The organism is Ruegeria sp. AD2(2025) (assembly GCF_056542385.1).
On the sequence record NZ_JBQFZS010000008.1, the window covers coordinates 48,557 to 67,302 of the forward strand.

Sequence of the window (18,746 nt, forward strand, 5' to 3'; positions counted from 1 at the left end):
GGGCAGGTATATCCCCATCGCGCAGTCGACAAGCACGGCAAAACGCCTGACTTCATGCGCCCGAACCGTCGAAACAGCCCAGCCGCCACGAAGCTTTTGACTTGAATGAAGGCCTCAGCAACGCCGTAGAACAGGACCAGCCCCTTTGGTGCATAGATCGGTCCTTCTGTCTCCAGTTATTCAGGCACAGGAAAGCCGGCGGTTTCGTGTGCGACCACGAAAACTCCCGGCGTTGGGTCCTCGCATTTTTGTATAGGATAATGACGTGGCATGCAAAAAATGCCTGCCCGGGAGATAACGCGTATCTTGAACCAAAAAAGATTGAAGGTATTTTTGCGGAATAAGACGCAACTCACTGGCCGATCCGGCTATCCCCACTGTCAATAGGAGTCGCGCTTCAATTGTTGCTCATGTGACACCATCGACCATCATCGCTGGCTGACGTCAGCGCACTGGAAATGAACGCCATGCCCAGCAAACCATCATCGATGCCCGGCAGCAAACAGCCCGAGCTTTGATCGCCCCGGATCAGATCGGCGACCTCGGCGTAAAGCGTTGCAAAGCCTTCCAGATACCCTTCGGGATGGCCCGGCGGGATGCGGGTTGCTCGCTGAGCCGCCTGCGACGAAACCACACCCGAACCGCGGGTCAAAATCTGTGCAGGTTGTCCGAACCGGGAGAATCGCATGTGATTGGGGTGTTCCTGTGACCACTCCAGCCCGCCCCGCTCTCCGTAAACCCGCAAGCGCAGGCCATTTTCGTTGCCGACGGCAACTTGGCTGGCCCACAGCATCCCGCGCGCGCCGCTGGCATAGCGCAGCAGGATGTGAGCATTGTCGTCCACCTGACGGCCCGGCACCATGCTGGATAGGTCAGCGGCGAGGTGCGACGGCACCTCGCCTGTCACGAAATGCGCCAGATTGAAGGCGTGGGTGCCGATATCGCCGATGGCTCCTGCCCCAGATCGCGCGGGATCGGTGCGCCAGTCGGCTTGTTTGTTATCGGGTGCCGCTGGTTCGGTCAGCCAGTCCTGCGCGTATTCCACCTGCACCAGCCGCAGCTTGCCCAGATCACCTGCTTGCACCATCTCTCGCGCCTGTCGGATCATCGGGTAGCCGGTATAGTTGTGTGTCAGGATGAAATGCGCCGGCGACGCATCGACCGCGGCCTTGATCCGCGCCGCATCTTCGGGCGTGGCCGCCAGTGGTTTGTCGCAAATGACGTGGATGCCCGCCTCAAGAAACGCGACGGCCGGGTCGGCGTGCATGTGATTTGGAGTCACGATGGCCACGGCATCGATCCCGTCGTCAAGGGCGGCCTCGACCTGCGCCATCTGGCGGAAATCGGAATAGGACCGCGCGATCCCCAGTTCCTGCGCCGAGGCTTCAGCCCGCTGCGGGTCGGATGACAGCGCCCCCGCCACTAGGTCCCACTGACCATCCAGCCGGGCGGCGATGCGATGCACGGCCCCGATGAACGCCCCCTGCCCGCCGCCGACCATGCCTAGTTTCAAAGGTTTCATTGGCCCAGCCCCAGCATGGATCTGATCATGGCCTCGTCGACCCCACCCCCTGCAAAATCATCAAAGGCCTTGTCTGAGCTTTCAATGATGTGACGCGCGATAAACGGCGCACCCTCAGCCGCGCCTTGTTCAGGTGACTTCAGACAGCATTCCCACTCCAGCACCGCCCAACCGTCATAGCCATACTGCGTCAGCTTCGAAAAAATCGCGCCAAAATCCACCTGCCCGTCGCCGAGGCTGCGGAAGCGCCCCGCCCGGTTGGACCAGCCCTGATAGCCGGAATAGACCCCTTGCCGTCCGGTCGGGTTAAACTCGGCATCCTTGACGTGAAAGGCGCAGATACGCTCGTGATAGAGGTCGATGAATTCCAGGTAATCCATCTGTTGCAGCAGGAAATGCGAAGGGTCGTAGTTGATCTGGCAGGCCTCGTGCCCGTCCACCACATCCAGGAACATCTCGAAGGTCGCCCCGTCGAGCACGTCCTCTCCGGGATGGATTTCGAAGCCAATCGCCACGCCCTGATCCGCGTAGGCATCAAAGATCGGACGCCAGCGGCGGGCAAGCTCGGTGAAGGCCTCTTCGATCAAACCCTGCGGTCGTTGCGGCCACGGATAAAGATAGGGAAAAGCCAGCGAGCCGGTGAAACTGACTGTGGTATCCAACCCCATGCGCCGCGCGGCGATGGCAGCTTTCTTAACCTGATCGACGGCCCATTCCTGCCGCGCTTGCGGGTTGCCGTGGACGGCGTCTGGCGCGAAGGCATCAAAGGCCAGATCATAAGCGGGATGAACTGCGACCAACTGGCCTTGCAGATGAGTTGACAGCTCACTGACTTCGACGCCCGCCTCGCGGCAAGTGCCCATGATCTCATCGCAATAGGTCTGGCTGTCAGCGGCCTTACCCAAATCGAACAAACGTCCGTCAAAGGTCGGGATCTGCACCGCCTTGTATCCCAGATCAGCTGCCCATTTTGCAATCGCAGCCAGAGAGTTGAACGGAGCTACATCATCCGCGAACTGGGCCAAAAACAGCCCCGGCCCCTTGATCGCACCCGGCATATCAGCCTCCTTCGTGAATGCAGGCCCTGAGGTGGGCCCGACGGATTTAAACGATTATTTGCCAGTTCGGCCCGACAAAAACCCAGTAGTTGAAGTCGTTCAGCATAACCGCCCGGGCGTCTTAACACTTGCTCAAATTACACGATCGTTTCCACCATCCAACGGGATTTGCGCGCCTGTTGTCCGACGAAAGTTCTCGCCGACAAGCGCGAGCGCTGCTTTGGCGACATGCTCTGACGTGATCTCGGATTTCATCAAGTTGCGTGTTTTGTATTCTTCAACTGTCAGGCCGTAGCGCCTAGCGGATCGCTCCAGCGCCTCGTCTGTCCAAAGGTCTGTGTCAAAAACAGCATCAGGATGCAGGGCGTTTACAGTGATCCCTGCCTCTGCCAGTTCCAGTGCCAGAATGCGCATCAGTTGAGTCAGCCCGGCCTTGGCCACCGAATAGGCCGACGCCCCTGCACCCGGAGCCGAAACATTGCGCGAGGCCATGAACAGGATCGACGGGTCAAAACCCTGCCGCAGATAAGGCACGGCGGCGCGGGACAGGATCATGTGGGCGTCCAGATTGACGCGCATGGATTTGGCCCAGCTTTCGTCATCCATATCCTCGACCTGCGCACCCGCGGTGAAAATACCCGCGTTCGACACCAGAATATCCAGCCCACCATAGGCTTGCACGACAGCGTCCAATTCAGCCTCGACCGCAGCTCGGTCAGTGGCGTCAACCACCGCTCCCGAAAGCCCGAAACCGGACAAGTTTTCGACGACCGCAGGGTTGATATCGAGCCCGACCACAACGGCCCCCTGCACGTGCAGCTTTTGCGCAATCGCGCGTCCGATACCGGTGGCCGCCCCGGTCACCACCGCGATCTTGCCGGTCAATTCGGGGCCTTTGGGCTGTTTCTTCAGCTTGGCCTGTTCCAATTCCCAGTATTCCAGCCCGCGCAGGTCGTCCTCGCTCAACCCCTGCCAGCCGCCGGTTTCCTGCGCATAAAGCAGCGCCTTCGCCGTCGTGCGCGCCACATCGGCCGAGATATCGGCGCGTTTCAGGTTGGGGCCAAAGCTGCGGATACTGCCCGTGTGCGACACCGCCCAATGTGGGTTCAGGGGCAGTCGCTGCAAATTTTGATCGCCAGCGCGGTTGAAATAGGCCTGATAGTCGGCGGCAAACCGCGCCAGATCGGCGGTGGCATCCGGCCCGATCAGTGCGGGAAACGGTTTGTTGTGAATAACATGCTCGGGCGTGACGGTTCCGGTCTTGGTCAGTTCGGCCAGCCGCCCGGCAAAGCCCTCCGGTACACTGCACGAGGGACGCGACAGCACGGGGAACCCCGCCAGATCGCCCACCGCCCGACGCAACCCTGCCAGCGCCAGCGGATCATCCGTCAGCGCGGGCGCAGGCGACAACGCGCCGTAGTTTTCCTCAAGAAAGCTCTGCGCGATGGCGACCAGTTCGATATGGCGGTCATAGCTGGCTTTCGCGTCGTCATGAAAGGTAAACAGCCCGTGGTTCTCCAGCACCAGCCCATCACAGCGGTCAAACCCGCCGTCGCGCGCAAAAGCGGCGATCTGCTTGGCCAGATCGAAACCGGGTTTGACATAAGGCAACACCGCCACACCGTCGCCGAAAATCTGGCTCCAGGTTTCGGGCGACAGCATTGAGTTTGAGATCGTCAGGATCGCATCCGCATGGGAATGATCGACGAATTTATGCGGGATCACCGCATGAACAATCGCTTCGATCGACGCGTTCGCCGCTTGCGGATCAAACTGAGCGCGCTTGACCTCGCGCACCATGTCCGGGTCGGACAGGGCGGGCAGTTCGGACAGGGCCAGCAGCTTGCTCCGCTCGAGCCCGGTGAAGCCTTCGGTCCACATCTGCGCCAGATCAAAGCCCGAGGCCTTTACATAGATCGCATCGACGCTCTGCCCGAAAATATCCGTCTGCGTGATTTTGACCGAGGTATTGCCGCCCCCGTGCAGCACCAGTTCCGGGTCAACCCCAATCAGGCGCGAGCTATAGGCGCGCAGTTCAAGGTCCGAGTTCAGCGCATCGGCCTCAGCCGGGCTCCAGCGGTTTTGCATTTCAGGCTCCGAAGGTTATTGCGCCTGCAGGTACAGCACGTACCCCCAGGCGGACAAAATGGCGAAACCGACCAGCGTCAGGAACACGATCAGGATCGTCAGTGCGGGTTGTTTCAGGGATGACACAGGCCGCCCGGCCACCAGGAAGGGCATCATGTTGAACAGGATCGCTGACAGAAAGGCGGTGACGCAGCCGATCTGAAACAGGATATGAGAGAATGGCTGAAACACCGCTATCAGCGACCCGATGGAAAGCCCCAGAATGGCCCCCCGCGCACGCGTCGCACTCGATTTACTGAGCGTTGGCATCATGCGGCCTCCTTCTCGGACTTCCGGGTGATGCGGATGCCGTCCGAGCCGAACAGGGTCAGATCGGCTGGGTCGACCTGCACGTCATGCACCTGCCCCTGGGGACGCCCCGGCCCATGCGCCAGCACCCGCAGGTCCTGACCGTTCCAATCCGAGTGCACCAACGTTTCGGCCCCCATGTTCTCTGACAGGAACACGCGCGCGGCCTTTAACGCCATGCCGGTTTCCCCAGCGCGCGCCGCCGCGCGGGGGCGGAATCCAAGCGTTATCTCAGACCCGGTCTGTGGCAACGCCCTGAACGGGTCCGAGGGCAACCGGATCGTCTCGCCCGACAGATCAAGTTCCAGCCCGCTGTCATTGGCCGCAATACAGTGCCCTTTCAGCAGGTTCATCTGCGGCGTGCCAATAAAGCCCGCAACAAAGGTATTCGCGGGACGTTCAAACACATCCAGCGGGCGGCCGACCTGCTCGACCCTTCCATCACGCATGACGGCAATCCGGTCGCCCATGGTCATCGCCTCAAGCTGGTCATGGGTGACGATCACGGTGGGGCGGTCCAGCGTCGCCAGTACCTTGCGGATCGAGCCGCGCATCTCATCGCGCAGCTTTGCGTCCAGTCGGCTCAGCGGTTCGTCGAACAGAAACGCATTGGGCGCACGGATCACGCAGCGGCCCACGGCAACGCGTTGTTTCTCGCCCTCGGATAGCTGATGCGGATAGCGATCCAGAACCTCATTCAGTTGCAGGATATCGGCAATCCGGGCTAGACGGTCGGCGGTTTCCTCAGGGCTCGCGCCCTCGGCCTGCAGCGGATAGACAAGGTTCTGGCCCACCGTCAGATCGGGGTAGAGCGCATAGAACTGGAAAGCCATCGCCACATCCCGGTCCCGTGCGGGCAGGGCGGTCACGTCTCGGTCACCGAAATGAACGCTGCCTTTCGTGGCGGATTCCAGCCCTGCGATCATACGCAGAGTGGTGGTTTTTCCACAGCCCGACGGGCCCAGCAGACACAGCACCTCGTCCGGTTGAACGGTGACGTCTACATCCTGAACCGCAGCGAAATCGCCGAAGAACTTGGTCAGGCCGGACAGTTTCAACTCATTCATTTCGGCCTCCTCTATTTGCGGACAGTGCCAAAAGTGACCCCGCGCAGCAGTTGGTTCTGCAAAGCGAAAGTCACGATGAAGACAGGGACGAGGAACAGCGACACCATGGCCGAGAGCTTGCCCCAATCGACGCCGATCTCACCACCGATGGTGCTGGCGATGGCGACCGGGACCGTTCGGGTCTCGGGGCCGGTCAACAGCAGGGCAAAGATGAACTCGTTCCATGTCAGGATCAGTGCAAAAACCGCCGTTGCAGCCAGCCCCGCCTTGACCTGCGGCAGCGCGATACGACCAAAGACCGACCAGCCGCCCGAGCCGTCCATGCGGGCGCTGTCCTCGACCTCGGGGTTGAGATCGTCAAAGAAGCTTTTCATCATCCAGATCGAAAACGGCAGGTTGAAGCCTGTATAAAGCAGGATGATCCCGATATAGGACCCCGATAGCCCGGTCAGACGAAACACCAGAAAGATCGGGATGATCACCACAATCGGCGGCAGCATCCGGGTCGACAGGATCACAAACAGGTAGGTGTCGTTACCTTTCAGCGGATAGCGCGAGAACGCATAGGCCGCCAGCGTCCCGATGATCAGCGCCAGCAGCACCGATGACCCCGCAATGAAGGCCGAATTCGCGAAATAGAGCCAGACGCCCGACCCTGTGACCTCTCCGGTGGCCGATGTCTGGAAGAAGACGGCGCGGAAATTGCCCAGCGTCGGGGAAAAGAACAGCTTGGGCGGGATCGCCAACGCATCGGCCCGGGTTTTGAAGGCAGTAAGGATGATCCAGAAGACCGGCGCAAAGTAGACGATGCCCACCAGCCAGGCGCATGCGGTGCGGACCGGACCTGCCTGATCATGGGTGCGAAACGACGCTGCCATATCACGCGCCCTCCGTTTCATTGCGTTGTTTCACCACGTAGAGGTAGATCGAGGTCAGCACGATCACGACGAACAGGATCATATAGGCCAGAGCCGAAGCCTCGCTGGTGCGGAAGAACTGAAAGCCCAGCCGATAGGCATAGATGGCGATGGTCTCGGTAGTCGAGCCCGGCCCGCCTTCGGTGATCAGGAAGACCAGATCGAAGGTCTTGAATGTCTCGATCGTGCGGAACAGCAGCGCCAGCAGCAGCAGGCTTTTGACATAGGGAAAGGTGATCGTGCGAAACCGTTTCCAGCTTGAGGCGCGGTCGATCTCGGCGGCCTCGTACAGGTATCCCGGAACCGAGACCAGTCCGGCCAGCACCAATAGCATCACAAATGGCGACCACATCCAGGCATCGGCGATGACGATGCCGGCGATGGCCCCGGCCGGGGTGGCCAGCAGCGCAAAGCTTTCGCCCGTAAACAGGCTGATGAACCACGACAACATGCCCAGCGTCGGATCGTAGAACAGTTTGAAGAAAATCGCGACCGACACAAAGGACAGCATCATCGGTGTCAGCACGAACATCAGCGCCAGCCGTCGCATCGGGAACTTCTTGGCAAACAGCAACGCCAGCCCGAACCCGACCAGCAATTGCAGCGCGACCGAGGAACTGACGATCAGTCCGGTGGTCACGAACCTCTCCCACACGCGGTCATCGCCCAGCAGGTCGGTGTAATTTTCAAGTCCCTGAAACTTGGGCGGTTTTTGCCGATTGGCGCGGTAGTTGAAAAAGCTGAGCCCGAAAGACCACAGCAGCGGTAGGATATTGATCAGAAACAGGGTGGCCAGAGCGGGCGTCACCAGAAGTGCCCCGCGCCGCTCTGGCGCGTTGATCCATTGGAGAAAGCCGCGCGTTTCCGCCTTTTGATCAAAAGCGGACGGCAGTTTGGGAGGTCGTACAGCCTGATTCACAGCTTTCTCCATCGGTTTACTGCAGGCGATCCGCGTCGCGCAGCAGCTCGTCCTGGAATTCGGCCACAGCATCCAGCGCCTCGCGGGCCGAAACCTGACCCGTAATGGCGCGGTCGAACTCTTCCTGCTGCTGGGTCAGCATCTCGAACATCTCGGGCACGTGCCACAGGTCCTTCTGCCAGGGCAGCGACTTGCGATAGGTGGCATTCCACGGCGCCCAGCTGTCATAGTCGGGGTTTTCCAGAACCGAGGTCAGACCCGATTGCCCACCCGCTTTGACAGCGGCGATCTGCGTGTCCTCGGAGAGCCACCATTTGACCAGATCCAGCGCCTCGGCCACGACCAGATCATCGTTCCATGTGGTCAGAACAAAAGGCTGGCCGCCCAGATTGGCGCTGCGGTCCAACGCGCCGTTCAGCATGTTACCCGGCATCATGCCAAAGCTGGTGACATCGGCGACCTGACTGGTGGCGGGATCAACGACCGGCGCTGCCAGCGCGGCCCAGTCGATGATGGCGGCAATTTTGCCCTGCATATAAAGGTCCTGAATTTCAAAGATGCCCATCTGACCGGTCTTGGCGATCGGCGGCGCATAGTTCAGCAGTTCCAGATAGCGTTCGAACCCGGCGACGTTTTCGTCGGAATTCACAACACCCATGACCGGCGCGTTGGGCTCATTGGCCTCATCCCAGATGCCGCCGCCCCATTGCCAGAAAAACGCGTTGATCTGCATGGTCGAGAAATCCAGCGGCTTGCCCGCCTGATAGGCGATGCCGTAGAAGTCGCTGTCCAGCGTTTTGCCTGCCAGCGTTTCGCCGGCCTTGCGGGTGAAGAACTCACCATAGTTGCCCCAGTCATCCCAGGTCACGCTGTCCCAGGCTTCGGGCGCGCAGGGCAGCGCGGCACCGTATTTTTCCTGAAACGCCGCGTTTTCACCTTCGTCGCAGAACAGATCATTGCGATAATAGGTGAAGTAGTTATCGGGGAATTGCGGGAAGCCGTAATAGTTGACGTCCGGCGAGTAGTTCCCCATCTCGGCGATCTTGTCCGCAGGCACGTTGGGGTAGGTCGAATAGCCCGAGACCAGCGCCGGATGCAGGTCCTTGATGATGGCCTGAAGTTCCGGGTCTTCGGCGATGTGGTCATTCAGCTTCATGAAATGACCGGCCTCGATAAAGGTGCCCAGCCATTGACTATCGGACACCAGCATCTGGTATTTCTGCTCGCCCGAGTTCAGCGAAGCATTCACCCGGTCAAAGAAATTCGGCCACGGGATAAAGTCGATCTCAAGCTTGACGTTGTTGCCCGACGGGGCGGTGTAGGTTTCATTGGCATAGTCCTGCATGAAACGCGTGGGCCCCCAATCGGGTGCCGCCATGCGGATGGTGATGTCTTCTGCGGCGACGGCCGATCCGGCCAGTATCGTCGCTGACAGAAACGCCCCCGTTTTGCTGAATCTGGTCATTCTCTCCTCCGTTGGTTGTTCAGTTGCGTTGTTAGACCTGCACACCCTCCTCTGCGGGCAGGTACATGGCGTGATTGATTTTGAGCGGTAGTTGATCGCCGATCCGGACCCGCGCCGCGTCCGCCCCGTACAGAACGGTGCGCAGCTGGGCGTCACCGGCCTGAACCGTGACGACGCTGACATCGCCCAGGGCCTCGGTCAGAACGACCGCGCCTTCGAAATCGGCCTCATCCGGGGCGACGGTCAGATCATGCGGGCGAATGGCACAGACCGTGCCGTCAGGCGCCGCGATCGAAAGCTGCGCAAAGCCCAGCCACGTGCCCGCGTTCGAGCGTGCACGGATGGGCACAATATTGACCGGCGGTGAGCCCACCAGCTGCGCCACCCGCGCATCCGGCGGCGCGTGATACAGGTCCTGCGGCGTGCCGGTTGCGATGATCCGCCCTTCGTCGATCACCGCGATCTGATCGGCCATCGTCGTGGCCTCTAGCTGATCGGGAGTGGCATACAGCATCGTGATCCCCAACTCGCGATGCAAGCGCTTGAATTCGACCCGCATGGCGTCGCGCAGTTTGGCGTCCAGATTGGTCAGCGGCTCATCCAGCAACAGAACCTGCGGCTCGCGGATCAGAGCGCGGCCAATGGCGACGCGCTGTTGTTCGCCGCCCGAAAGCTGGTCGGTGCGGTTGCCCAGCCGGTGCTGGATGTTCAGCGTTTCGGCCACGCGCCCGATCTTTTTGTCGATCTCCTGCGACGGCAGACCGCTGCGGCGCAGGGGATAGGCCAGATTTTCGCGCACGTTCAGATGCGGATAGAGCGCAAAGCTTTGAAAGATCATCGCCAGCCCGCGCCCCTGAATAGGCGCGTCATTGGCGCGCTGGCCAAATAGGGTCACTGTCCCTTCGTCTGGCGTTTCCAACCCGCAAATCACCCGCAACGCCGTGGTTTTACCGGCCGAGGACGGCCCAAGCAGCGCATAGAACGCGCCTTCGGGAACATTCAGATGCACGCCTTTCAGCGCGTGCAGCCCGCCATAGCGTTTGTGGATATTGCTCAGCGACAGGGTCATTTGCCCGCCGCCTCGATATTGCCGATCAGCGTGTCGACGGCCCGTTCGATAAAGGCGGCGTCTTCGGCGGCGGCGTCGACCTCGATCACCGGGCCGATGCCGGACAGGGCGTCATGGGCCGCCGCAAACAGGGCCTTGTCGGCCTCTTTGTCCTGCAGCGGCCCGCCCTCGACCGAATAGGCGCTGCCCCCCTTCATCGGCAGCAAAAAGCTGGTGTGCTTTGCCTGCGCCGCCCGGCGGCCAAGCTCGGCCATCATCTGCTGGCCTTCCCCGGCGGTGGTGCGCGGCACGAAGATCACCGGGTTGTGGAAGGCATAAGGCCGGTCGGCATATTGATCCGGCACGGTGTTGGGCTCATCCAGCAGAATGCCCAGATGATCGATCCCGCCCGGCACGATCACCTGCGGCAGGCCCAGTTCCGCTGCCACAGTCAGGCGCGTGTCGTCACAGGCGCGGATGCCGCCGAACATCTGATCTGCCAGCTCACCCAGCCCGTAATCGAACACCGCCGAGATCACGCCCTCGCGCATCATCGCCTCCATCGCGGCCCCGCCCGAGCCGACCGCGTGGAACACGATCACCTCGTATCCCTTGTCATTCAGCAGCTCGATGGCGCGCATGGTGCCTTGCGTCAGCACACCCAGATTGGTCATGCCGATCACCGGGCGGTCGGATTGAAAGTTCAGATCGGCCCCCGCCTTGGCCATCCCGGCGATGGCCCCGGCGGCATTGGTCAGCATGGCGCGGGAAAACGGGTTGAGCCCCAGAATATCGCTGACCGAGAACATCATGGTCACGTCGCGAATGCCCACATAGCCAGACGTATCGCCCGACGCCATGGTCGAGAACATCACCTTGGGCACTCCGTACGGCAGAGCCTGCATGACGGTGGCAATAGCAGCGGTTCCCTGCGTGCCGCCCAGCCCGATCACACCCTGCAACTGACCCTTTGCCAGACGGTCCAGCAGCAGCTTGGTCATGCCTGACGACATGGTGGCGCTGGCTTCTTCGCGTTTGCCATCCGCGCGCAGGGTAGCCAGATCGGCCCCGCCCACCTGCGCGATCTGATCGGCGCTGACATCGACCGCGATCTGCGGGTCACCCATCACACCGAAATCGAACACCCGGGCCGTGACGCCCTGTGCGGTGATCTGATCCCGCAGAAAGGCAATCTCGTGCCCTTTGGTATCGGCTGTGGCCAGAATGGCGATGCTGGGGGTCATGTCACACCTGTCGATTACTGAAATGAAAGCTTGCGAAAATCCGAGGCCGCCTGCGTCACCGCACGTTCAATCGGCAACCGCTCGGTCGAGGATCCGGTCCAGAAACCGTGGCCGCTGGTGTTGTTCAGCATGAACTGCGCGTCTTCGGGGGTTTCCATCGCGGCCCCGTGGCCGACCAGAATGGTGTCGGGTGCGATCTCAAGCGCGCGCTGGTACACGGCCTCGGTGTCGCGCGCGGTGTCGGCGATGGTCGAGCCATTGTCATACCCGGTGCGCCCGCCCTTGGTGGTCCCCGCGTGGTAGCAGAAGATATGCGGCTGTGCCTCGGCCACGATCCGCTCGGAGTCTTCGGGCGTGAAGGCCAGACCGACCGCGACCATGCCCATCTCTTTGGCCAAACGCAGCATCTCGATCTCATTGTCCAGAGTGACACCGGCGCTGGTCAGGACTTTCTTGATCTCGCTGCCCTCGTCCACATAAGACACCGACGGCCCGATATTCGAGACCGCATTCGCCCCCATGCGCTGGCAGTCCTCAAGCACCATGCGCATATCCCGCAGGGGATCATTGGCGTTGAGGCAAGCGCAGATCATCGCCTTGCCGGATAGCGCCGGCATGATGTCTTCGCGGGTGTAGTTCAGCGTCTGCGCGTTGCTGTCCAGAATGGGCCACATCATCGACATTGTGCCCATCCCGTTGGCCCGCAGCCGCGCGCCGGAAAAGGTGTTGATGATATCGACCCCCTGCTCTTCCAGCAGCTTGGCGACCAGCCCGCTACCGGCGCTGGCGATCATGATCGGATCGCGGTTCTGCACCTTCTGACGCATCCGGGTCAGAAAGTCCTGCGGGTCAACTCGCTTTGTAATCATCTTGTTCTCCGTCAGACAGGGCGACCACATCCCGGATCAATTGCTTCAGGGCACACGCATGTGCCTCGGGCTCCAGATACCGGGGGGGCAGAATTTCAAGGCGCGCATTCGGCAGCGCGTTGGCCGTCTGATGCGCCAGTTCAACCGGGTGCAACGCATCGGCGTTGGTACCGACAACACAGACCGGGCAACGGATCTCGCGCAATTCGGCAACACGGCGAAACGGCGCGTCCTGCACCATCGCCGCCAGAACCGGCGCGTGCTGTTTCGCGTGCGGACGTTTGATGGCCGACAAAACCGACTGAGCGGCGCGTGGCACATCCTGCATCATGTCGCAAAATTCCGGTTCGGCCTCGATCTTTGCCTGCACCTGTTCGCTGTCGAGATCACGGAACAGTTCACCGATCTGCCCGATAAAACGTAGGTTTGCCGGGCAGTTCTCAGTCAGCCATGCGGGTCGAATAGCCATCACATAGCTGCACAGGTCCGGTCGTCGCGCGGCGACCATCAAGGACAGTGCCGAACCCATGGAGATACCGCAGAAAACTGCGTTTCGAATGCCAAGTTCATCGCAAAGCCCGATCAGAAGATCGCGGAACGCGGAAAACCCAACGGGGTCGACTTGCGGATCGCAGACATTATCCCCGTGTCCCGGAAAGTTGACACAAATCAGCCTTACCCGCGAAGAGGCGAGATCAACCAGCTCATCGAACTGCCGTGCCGAGGCCCCAAGCCCATGCACCAGCACCAGAGTCACCCGAGATGTATCCGAGCCATGGGACTCGAACTCTATCTTGTTGATTAAAGACAATATTTCTTATCATTCAGACAGATCGCCTGAATGCCTCCTCCCAGTTTCCATGGCCATTCATGCCATGAACAGGGAAAAGCTTTTCACGTTCCGAGCGCGATATCTTGCACGAACTTCGTCGTATTTTTGAACTATTCGATCATTTTGGCTTAGTTACTGCGCCATCTCAGCCGATATTTCTTGGGGGATTGTCCAAAGAACCGGGCAAACTGGCGGGTGAAATAGCTTTGATCCGAAAAGCCGCATCTTAACGAAATCACCGAGAACGGATCGGCGCTGTTGGCGATCATCCGCGATGCGGCAAGCAGTCGTGTGCGCAATATGAACTCCTGCGCCGACACGCCAAAGGCTGCTTTGAACCGTCGGCGGAAATGGCTTTCGGACATACCCGCCATAGCAGCCAGATCCGGAACCCGGATGGCGCGCGCAATGTTATTCTCGATATGCGCAACGATTTCGCGAAACCGTTCCAACGGCCCCGGAAGCGCACCGCTTTCCGGAAGAATGCGCGTCACGCCCGCCAGACCCAGCGCCTCTCCGCTCGTGTTGAGAATGGGAAGCTTGTTCGTCACCACCCAGATGAGTTGTCCACGCTCATCCGCGATCAGTTCGAACTTGTTGATGATACGGACCTGATTGCGGATGACGTTCAGGTCGTCCTGTTTGATGGCCTCGGCGATCAGAGGCGGGAAAAAGCTCTCTTCCCGCGCCCCGAAAATCTCGTGCCTTTTGGTCAGCGACAGCAATCTAAGGCTTGCAACATTACAGGTCACCCAGCGCCCCGTTGTGCCCTTAACGTAGAAATAGATGTCGGGGATCAGATCAAACAGCAATTCAAACTGCCGCACGTCCGAACGGCTAAGTATACCGTCGACCGGCAGCGTGAACTGCCGGGCCAAAAGCTCCGGGTCGATCGGAGTAAGATGGGCGTCGTCTTCTTTCACATCTCTACCGCATCATTGGTCGTACCGGCGACTATAGGCATAGGTTCTGGCGATGTATCCATCCCTTCGGGAAACATCCGCGAAATACCGTTTTCACCGGGTTGTCGCATACAAGCACAGAGTCGAATTCTTCAACACCCAGGGCGATATCGGTGAAGGCGGAAACTCTTGGCTAGGCATACTATTCTAGGCATGGCATGGTGAAAATCATGACACCCGGATCACCTGACCGCCCTAACATCCTCTACATATTCAGCGACCAACATGCTGCCCGTATCATGGGCTGTGCGGGCGGCATCGGCGCGGATACGCCAAACCTCGACCGGCTTGCCCAGAGCGGGGTGCGCTTTGATCGCGCCTATTGCCCGTCGCCTGTCTGCCTGCCGGCCCGGATGTCCATGCTGACAGGTCTGCGGCCACATGAACAAACCTGCTGGACCAATGACGATATCCTCGACAGCGCGCACCCGACATGGCTGCACGGTCTTGGCGCTGTGGGATACAAACCGGTTCTGATCGGACGTATGCACTCGCTTGGTCCTGACCAACTGCGTGGCTACGTCTCGCGCCCAATCGGAGATCACAGCCCCAGCTGGCCCGGCGTAGCGCGGCGCAGTCTTGGAGAGCTGAGCAAAACCAGCGGCCCCTTCAAGGACAGCATCGAGAAATCGGGACCCGGCCAAAGCTCTTATCAACTCATGGACGAAGATGTCTTGGCGGCCAGTATCGCGTTTCTCAAAGACCATGCGGCGCGGAAGGCGGACGAGCCCTTTTGCCTGACAGCAAGCTTCATGCTGCCGCATCCGCCTTATGTCGCCGGCGAACAGGATTTCAACGCCGTGGCCGCGCGCGTACCCGTCCCGCATATTGCCCATCCCCCGAATGACGAACATCCCTGGATCCGCAGCTGGCGCGAGCTGAAACAGGTCGGCGACGTTTCACCTGAAGAGGTTCAGCGTGCGCGCCAAAGCTACTATGCACTGGTTCGTCAACTCGACCGTCACATCGGGGACTTGTTGGCAACGCTGGATCAAATCGGGTGTGCAGACAATACTTTGGTCGTCTATGTCTCGGATCACGGGGATCATATTGGCGAGCGTGGACTGTTCTGGAAACACACCTTCTATGACGACGCGATCCGCGTACCGCTGATCATGCGCTGGCCCGGTCGCATCGCGCCCGGTCTCGAAATCCGCGAACCGGTCGAGACGGGCGGGTTGGGTAACACGATCCTGTCTCTGGTCGATGCACCGACGTTGCCGAACGCAACCATGACCAGCTTTGCCGACCTGATCACAAACCCGGATGCCGCAGCAACGCGACCCATATTCATTGAGTATTGCACCGATGACATGCCCGCCTGGGCGGAAGGACAGGCCGTGCAACAACGTGCCGTCATCGAGGGTCGATACAAGTTCATCTACTACCATACCTATCCGGCGCAGCTTTTTGATCTGGAAACCGACCCTTTGGAACTGCGCGATCTTAGCCAGGCCCCAGAGTATGCCGAGATCGCGGAAAGGCTCAGAAATCTGGTCCTGCGGGATTGGGACCCCCAAGAGATTGGCGATCTGATTGAACGCCGTAAGGCAGACAAATTGCTGCTCAAGGCATGGGCTGAAAACACCAACCCGGCCGATCCTTGCCGCTGGGACCTGCAAGAAGATCAGAATTACCTGCTGCGGGATTAGCTGTCGTCTGACGCGCGGCGATAGAAACCAAGTGCTGTTCGATGCAGAATTTGCTCCCTCTCAGCCGCCGTGAGGTCGGCGAGAAGGTCGCGCGTTATCTGCCGCCATTCACCGTAGTCAGAGGTCCCCAGCAGAACGGGGTAATCGCTGCCCCACATCAGCCGCGCGGGTTCAAAAACCCTTATCAGGTGCTCGAAAACCTTACGGTGATGATCGGGCTCCACGCTTTGCTGCGTGAAGCCTGAAACCTTGCAAAATACATTACGAAGATCGGCAAACTGTTGGATGGCTACTGACCAGCCGGGCAAGTCCTGTGGTGCAGGTTTTGCGGCATGGTTGATGACGATGCGCAAATGGGGATGCGCGCGAGCGACGGCCGCGACTGAATCGAGATGATGCGGTAAGGCCAGCGCTTCCAGCGCAAGCCCTGACTGTGCCAGCGCCGCAAGTCCGGCAGTATATTCAGCGGTCGCAAGCCACTCGATCCCGCGCGCGGCACCCGGCATGGGTCGGATCGCCCGCAGCTTGGGGAACCGCCGAAGACGCTCAAGCGTCCGGTCGATCTCAGCGGACGTCAGATCGGCCCAGCCTGTGACGCCGATGATCCAGGGATGCTGCTCTGCAAGGTCAAGAAGATAACGCGTTTCGTCCTCGGTCGGGGCCGCCTGCACCGCAATGCATCCCGACACGCCTGCCTTGGCCATGACATCCGCAAAATCGGTTGGAAGAAAGTCGCGAAATAGCTTTGGACGCGCATCGGTCAGCCAGGAATAGTCGCCTCGCGCCAGATGCCAGAAATGGACATGCGTATCGATCACGAAGGGTCGCCAATCAAAGCGACAGATCAAAGCTGCCGACGGACATGGCCTTTATTGCGCCAGCGTCCGGCACGAACCCGATGCCGGGGCCCTCCGGGACGGCGAGCCGACCCGCGGAAACGGTCAGGTCAATCTCTCCCAACTCTGTTCTCAGCGGATTGGGATTTGCATCCAGCTCAACCAGTCCCTCACCACCTACTGCGGCAAGAACGTGAAGCGACGCCGCAAGCCCAAGCCCGGTGCCCATGTAGTGCATCGTGCAGGTTGCCGCCGCTTTTGCCGCGTGCTGACCGACCGCGAAACTACCGCTAACGCCTCCCCATTTGGCCACATCCGGCTGGGCGACACCCAGCCTGCCGATATCCATGAAATCCTGAAACTGCGTCAGGGACGTGATGTTCTCTCCACCTGCAATGGGCACGTCCACCGCCCGCGCCAGTTCGGCCCAATCGCTGAGCGGCGCATCAGCCCGCAGGGGTTCTTCGACGAAACCCAGCCCTGCATCAGACAAGGCCGTCACGGTTTCGATCGCATCGGAAACAGACCAGTTCTGATTGGCATCGACCATGATGGCGAGCCGATCCCCGACAACCGAGCGGACATCGCGCAGGATTTCGCGATCCCTGGCCAGCCCGTGGCCGATCTTGAGCTTCACACCCCGGTGCCCATCGCTGATGATCTGTTCCAGCGAGTGGTTCATATCCGACAGGTTCGGCGTGCTGGCATAGACAGGCACGGATGCGGGCGGGGCCGCCGACAAAAACTCGGACAAGGGTACACCGCGCCGCCGCGCCGCTATATCGGCCATTGCGGTATCGATCCCCGACAGGCAATGGGCAAAGGGTCCGTATTCGCCGGTGTGAATGATCATCCGCGCAAGGCTTTGTTCCAGAGTTGCGCGACAGTCCGAGTAATGATCGAACTGCGCCCCGATCAAAAGCGGCGCGATCACATCCTGCATCAGGTTTTGCCGCGCCAGATTTCCCCGGGGCGGGAAATTGCACCAGATTTCACCCCAGCCGACAACGCCATCGGTTGAGGTCAGCGCGATCAACAGCCCGTTGCGAACCGGCATGGCGCCAAGTGAGGATTCAGGGCCGACCGGGGGACGGGCCGACACCGCGAAGGCCTGCACGCGGTCGATCTTGATGGGGTCCGGATCAGAGGGGGTCATGTCGCTGTCCTAGTAACCGACCAGAGTGTTGCGGGCCGAAGTTGTGAAATGCGCATCCAGCGCCTTTTGCACGCGCGCCAGATCACGCGTTTTCAACGCGTCAAGGATTGTCAGATGATCCTGCATCGCGGTGATATTTATCTTGCGCGGCGGCACCCGGCGGTGGACCTGCCGGGCGATACGCAGTTTGGTCTGCGTATATTCATGCGCCTTGGTGATCGCCTTGTTTTCCATCGACGCCACGATGGTGCGGTGAAAGTCGCGGTCGAAATCCAGAATGAACGCGTTATGGGCCGTCAGGTCTTCGGCGGTTTCCAGACCTTGCAGGGCCGCGTGGTGGCGTGCGATCTGATCCTCGATCCATTCATCCGTGACGATATCGATGAAGAAGGTCAGCGCATGATTTTCTATCATCACACGGAACTGCATATTTTCGCGCATGAAATCGAGATCGGGATAGATGATCTTGAAACCGGCGCGCGGCTTGACCTCAACCAGATCCAGTTCTTCCAACAGCACCAGAAGTTCGCGCAGCGGGGACATCGACGTTCCTAGAATCTCGCACAGTTCAGCCTGGCGCACGACTTCGCCAACCTTGATTTTCCCGGATAGGATGGCCTGAACGAACTTTTCCAGGTCCTGGGATTTATGCGTTATCTTCATTGCCCCGCAGAGCTCCTGGCTGATCTGGCATCAGAATTGACTAATGATTGCCGACTTAAAAGGCTTCGTCAATCTCGCAATTGCCATTTTAAATATATTT

At 60.0% G+C, this 18,746-nt stretch carries 17 protein-coding genes; 1 reads left to right on the forward strand and 16 read right to left on the reverse strand.

The features are described from left to right. Positions 1 to 397: 397 nt before the first annotated feature. From ACR1XV_RS15660 to ACR1XV_RS15720, 13 genes are all read right to left on the reverse strand, one after another. Positions 398 to 1,522 carry a Gfo/Idh/MocA family protein gene (locus ACR1XV_RS15660; RefSeq protein WP_480532968.1) on the reverse strand — a complete coding sequence of 375 codons (1,125 nt, stop codon included), beginning with the start codon at positions 1,520 to 1,522 and terminating at the stop codon, positions 398 to 400. Continuing rightward, positions 1,519 to 2,580, reverse strand: coding sequence for a sugar phosphate isomerase/epimerase family protein (locus ACR1XV_RS15665; RefSeq protein WP_480532970.1), 1,062 nt, complete (start codon positions 2,578 to 2,580; stop codon positions 1,519 to 1,521). The genes ACR1XV_RS15660 and ACR1XV_RS15665 overlap by 4 nt, the downstream gene beginning before the upstream one ends. Before the next feature lie 132 nt (positions 2,581 to 2,712). After that, positions 2,713 to 4,668, reverse strand: a complete 1,956-nt coding sequence (locus ACR1XV_RS15670; RefSeq protein WP_480532972.1) for an SDR family oxidoreductase — start codon at positions 4,666 to 4,668, stop codon at positions 2,713 to 2,715. 15 nt (positions 4,669 to 4,683) lie between these two features. Beyond that, positions 4,684 to 4,977: a hypothetical protein gene (locus ACR1XV_RS15675; protein WP_480532973.1), complete on the reverse strand. Its 294-nt coding sequence runs from the start codon at positions 4,975 to 4,977 to the stop codon at positions 4,684 to 4,686. Beyond that, positions 4,977 to 6,083 (reverse strand): ABC transporter ATP-binding protein, encoded by a 1,107-nt coding sequence (locus tag ACR1XV_RS15680; protein ID WP_480532974.1) that lies wholly within the window; start codon positions 6,081 to 6,083, stop codon positions 4,977 to 4,979. The genes ACR1XV_RS15675 and ACR1XV_RS15680 overlap by 1 nt, the downstream gene beginning before the upstream one ends. Before the next feature lie 11 nt (positions 6,084 to 6,094). Next, the gene (locus ACR1XV_RS15685) at positions 6,095 to 6,961 is read right to left on the reverse strand and encodes a carbohydrate ABC transporter permease (protein WP_480532975.1); all 867 of its coding nucleotides are present in this window, start codon (positions 6,959 to 6,961) and stop codon (positions 6,095 to 6,097) included. A 1-nt stretch (position 6,962) separates the two neighbouring features. Then, positions 6,963 to 7,919, reverse strand: coding sequence for a carbohydrate ABC transporter permease (locus ACR1XV_RS15690; RefSeq protein WP_480532977.1), 957 nt, complete (start codon positions 7,917 to 7,919; stop codon positions 6,963 to 6,965). A gap of 16 nt (positions 7,920 to 7,935) precedes the next feature. Further along, the gene (locus tag ACR1XV_RS15695; RefSeq protein ID WP_480532979.1) at positions 7,936 to 9,384 is read right to left on the reverse strand and encodes an ABC transporter substrate-binding protein; all 1,449 of its coding nucleotides are present in this window, start codon (positions 9,382 to 9,384) and stop codon (positions 7,936 to 7,938) included. Positions 9,385 to 9,415: 31 nt separating this feature from the next. Beyond that, positions 9,416 to 10,453 carry an ABC transporter ATP-binding protein gene (locus ACR1XV_RS15700; RefSeq protein ID WP_480532981.1) on the reverse strand — a complete coding sequence of 346 codons (1,038 nt, stop codon included), beginning with the start codon at positions 10,451 to 10,453 and terminating at the stop codon, positions 9,416 to 9,418. After that, on the reverse strand, positions 10,450 to 11,676 hold the full coding sequence (locus ACR1XV_RS15705; protein ID WP_480532983.1) for a Tm-1-like ATP-binding domain-containing protein: 1,227 nt from the start codon (positions 11,674 to 11,676) through the stop codon (positions 10,450 to 10,452). The genes ACR1XV_RS15700 and ACR1XV_RS15705 overlap by 4 nt, the downstream gene beginning before the upstream one ends. A gap of 14 nt (positions 11,677 to 11,690) precedes the next feature. After that, a complete protein-coding gene (locus ACR1XV_RS15710) occupies positions 11,691 to 12,545 on the reverse strand; it encodes a phosphoenolpyruvate hydrolase family protein (RefSeq protein ID WP_480520958.1) in 855 nt (284 codons plus the stop codon). Beyond that, on the reverse strand, positions 12,526 to 13,302 hold the full coding sequence (locus ACR1XV_RS15715) for an alpha/beta fold hydrolase (protein WP_480532985.1): 777 nt from the start codon (positions 13,300 to 13,302) through the stop codon (positions 12,526 to 12,528). Before ACR1XV_RS15715 ends, ACR1XV_RS15710 begins: the two co-directional genes overlap by 20 nt. A gap of 203 nt (positions 13,303 to 13,505) precedes the next feature. Further along, a complete protein-coding gene (locus ACR1XV_RS15720) occupies positions 13,506 to 14,300 on the reverse strand; it encodes a helix-turn-helix domain-containing protein (protein ID WP_480532987.1) in 795 nt (264 codons plus the stop codon). Between the two features lie 209 nt (positions 14,301 to 14,509). Here ACR1XV_RS15720 and ACR1XV_RS15725 point away from each other — a divergent pair, with 209 nt between their 5' ends. After that, entirely contained in the window at positions 14,510 to 15,991 is a 1,482-nt protein-coding gene (locus tag ACR1XV_RS15725) for a sulfatase-like hydrolase/transferase (RefSeq protein ID WP_480532989.1), read from the forward strand. Here ACR1XV_RS15725 and ACR1XV_RS15730 read toward each other — a convergent pair. From ACR1XV_RS15730 to ACR1XV_RS15740, 3 genes are read right to left on the reverse strand one after another with little or no spacing between them, the layout of a single operon-like run. Then, positions 15,988 to 16,809, reverse strand: a complete 822-nt coding sequence (locus ACR1XV_RS15730; RefSeq protein WP_480532991.1) for an amidohydrolase family protein — start codon at positions 16,807 to 16,809, stop codon at positions 15,988 to 15,990. The genes ACR1XV_RS15725 and ACR1XV_RS15730 overlap by 4 nt on opposite strands. Positions 16,810 to 16,822: 13 nt before the next feature. After that, positions 16,823 to 17,983 (reverse strand): mandelate racemase/muconate lactonizing enzyme family protein, encoded by a 1,161-nt coding sequence (locus ACR1XV_RS15735; RefSeq protein WP_480532993.1) that lies wholly within the window; start codon positions 17,981 to 17,983, stop codon positions 16,823 to 16,825. 9 nt (positions 17,984 to 17,992) lie between these two features. Beyond that, positions 17,993 to 18,646 (reverse strand): GntR family transcriptional regulator, encoded by a 654-nt coding sequence (locus tag ACR1XV_RS15740; protein WP_480532995.1) that lies wholly within the window; start codon positions 18,644 to 18,646, stop codon positions 17,993 to 17,995. Between the last annotated feature and the right edge of the window lie 100 nt (positions 18,647 to 18,746).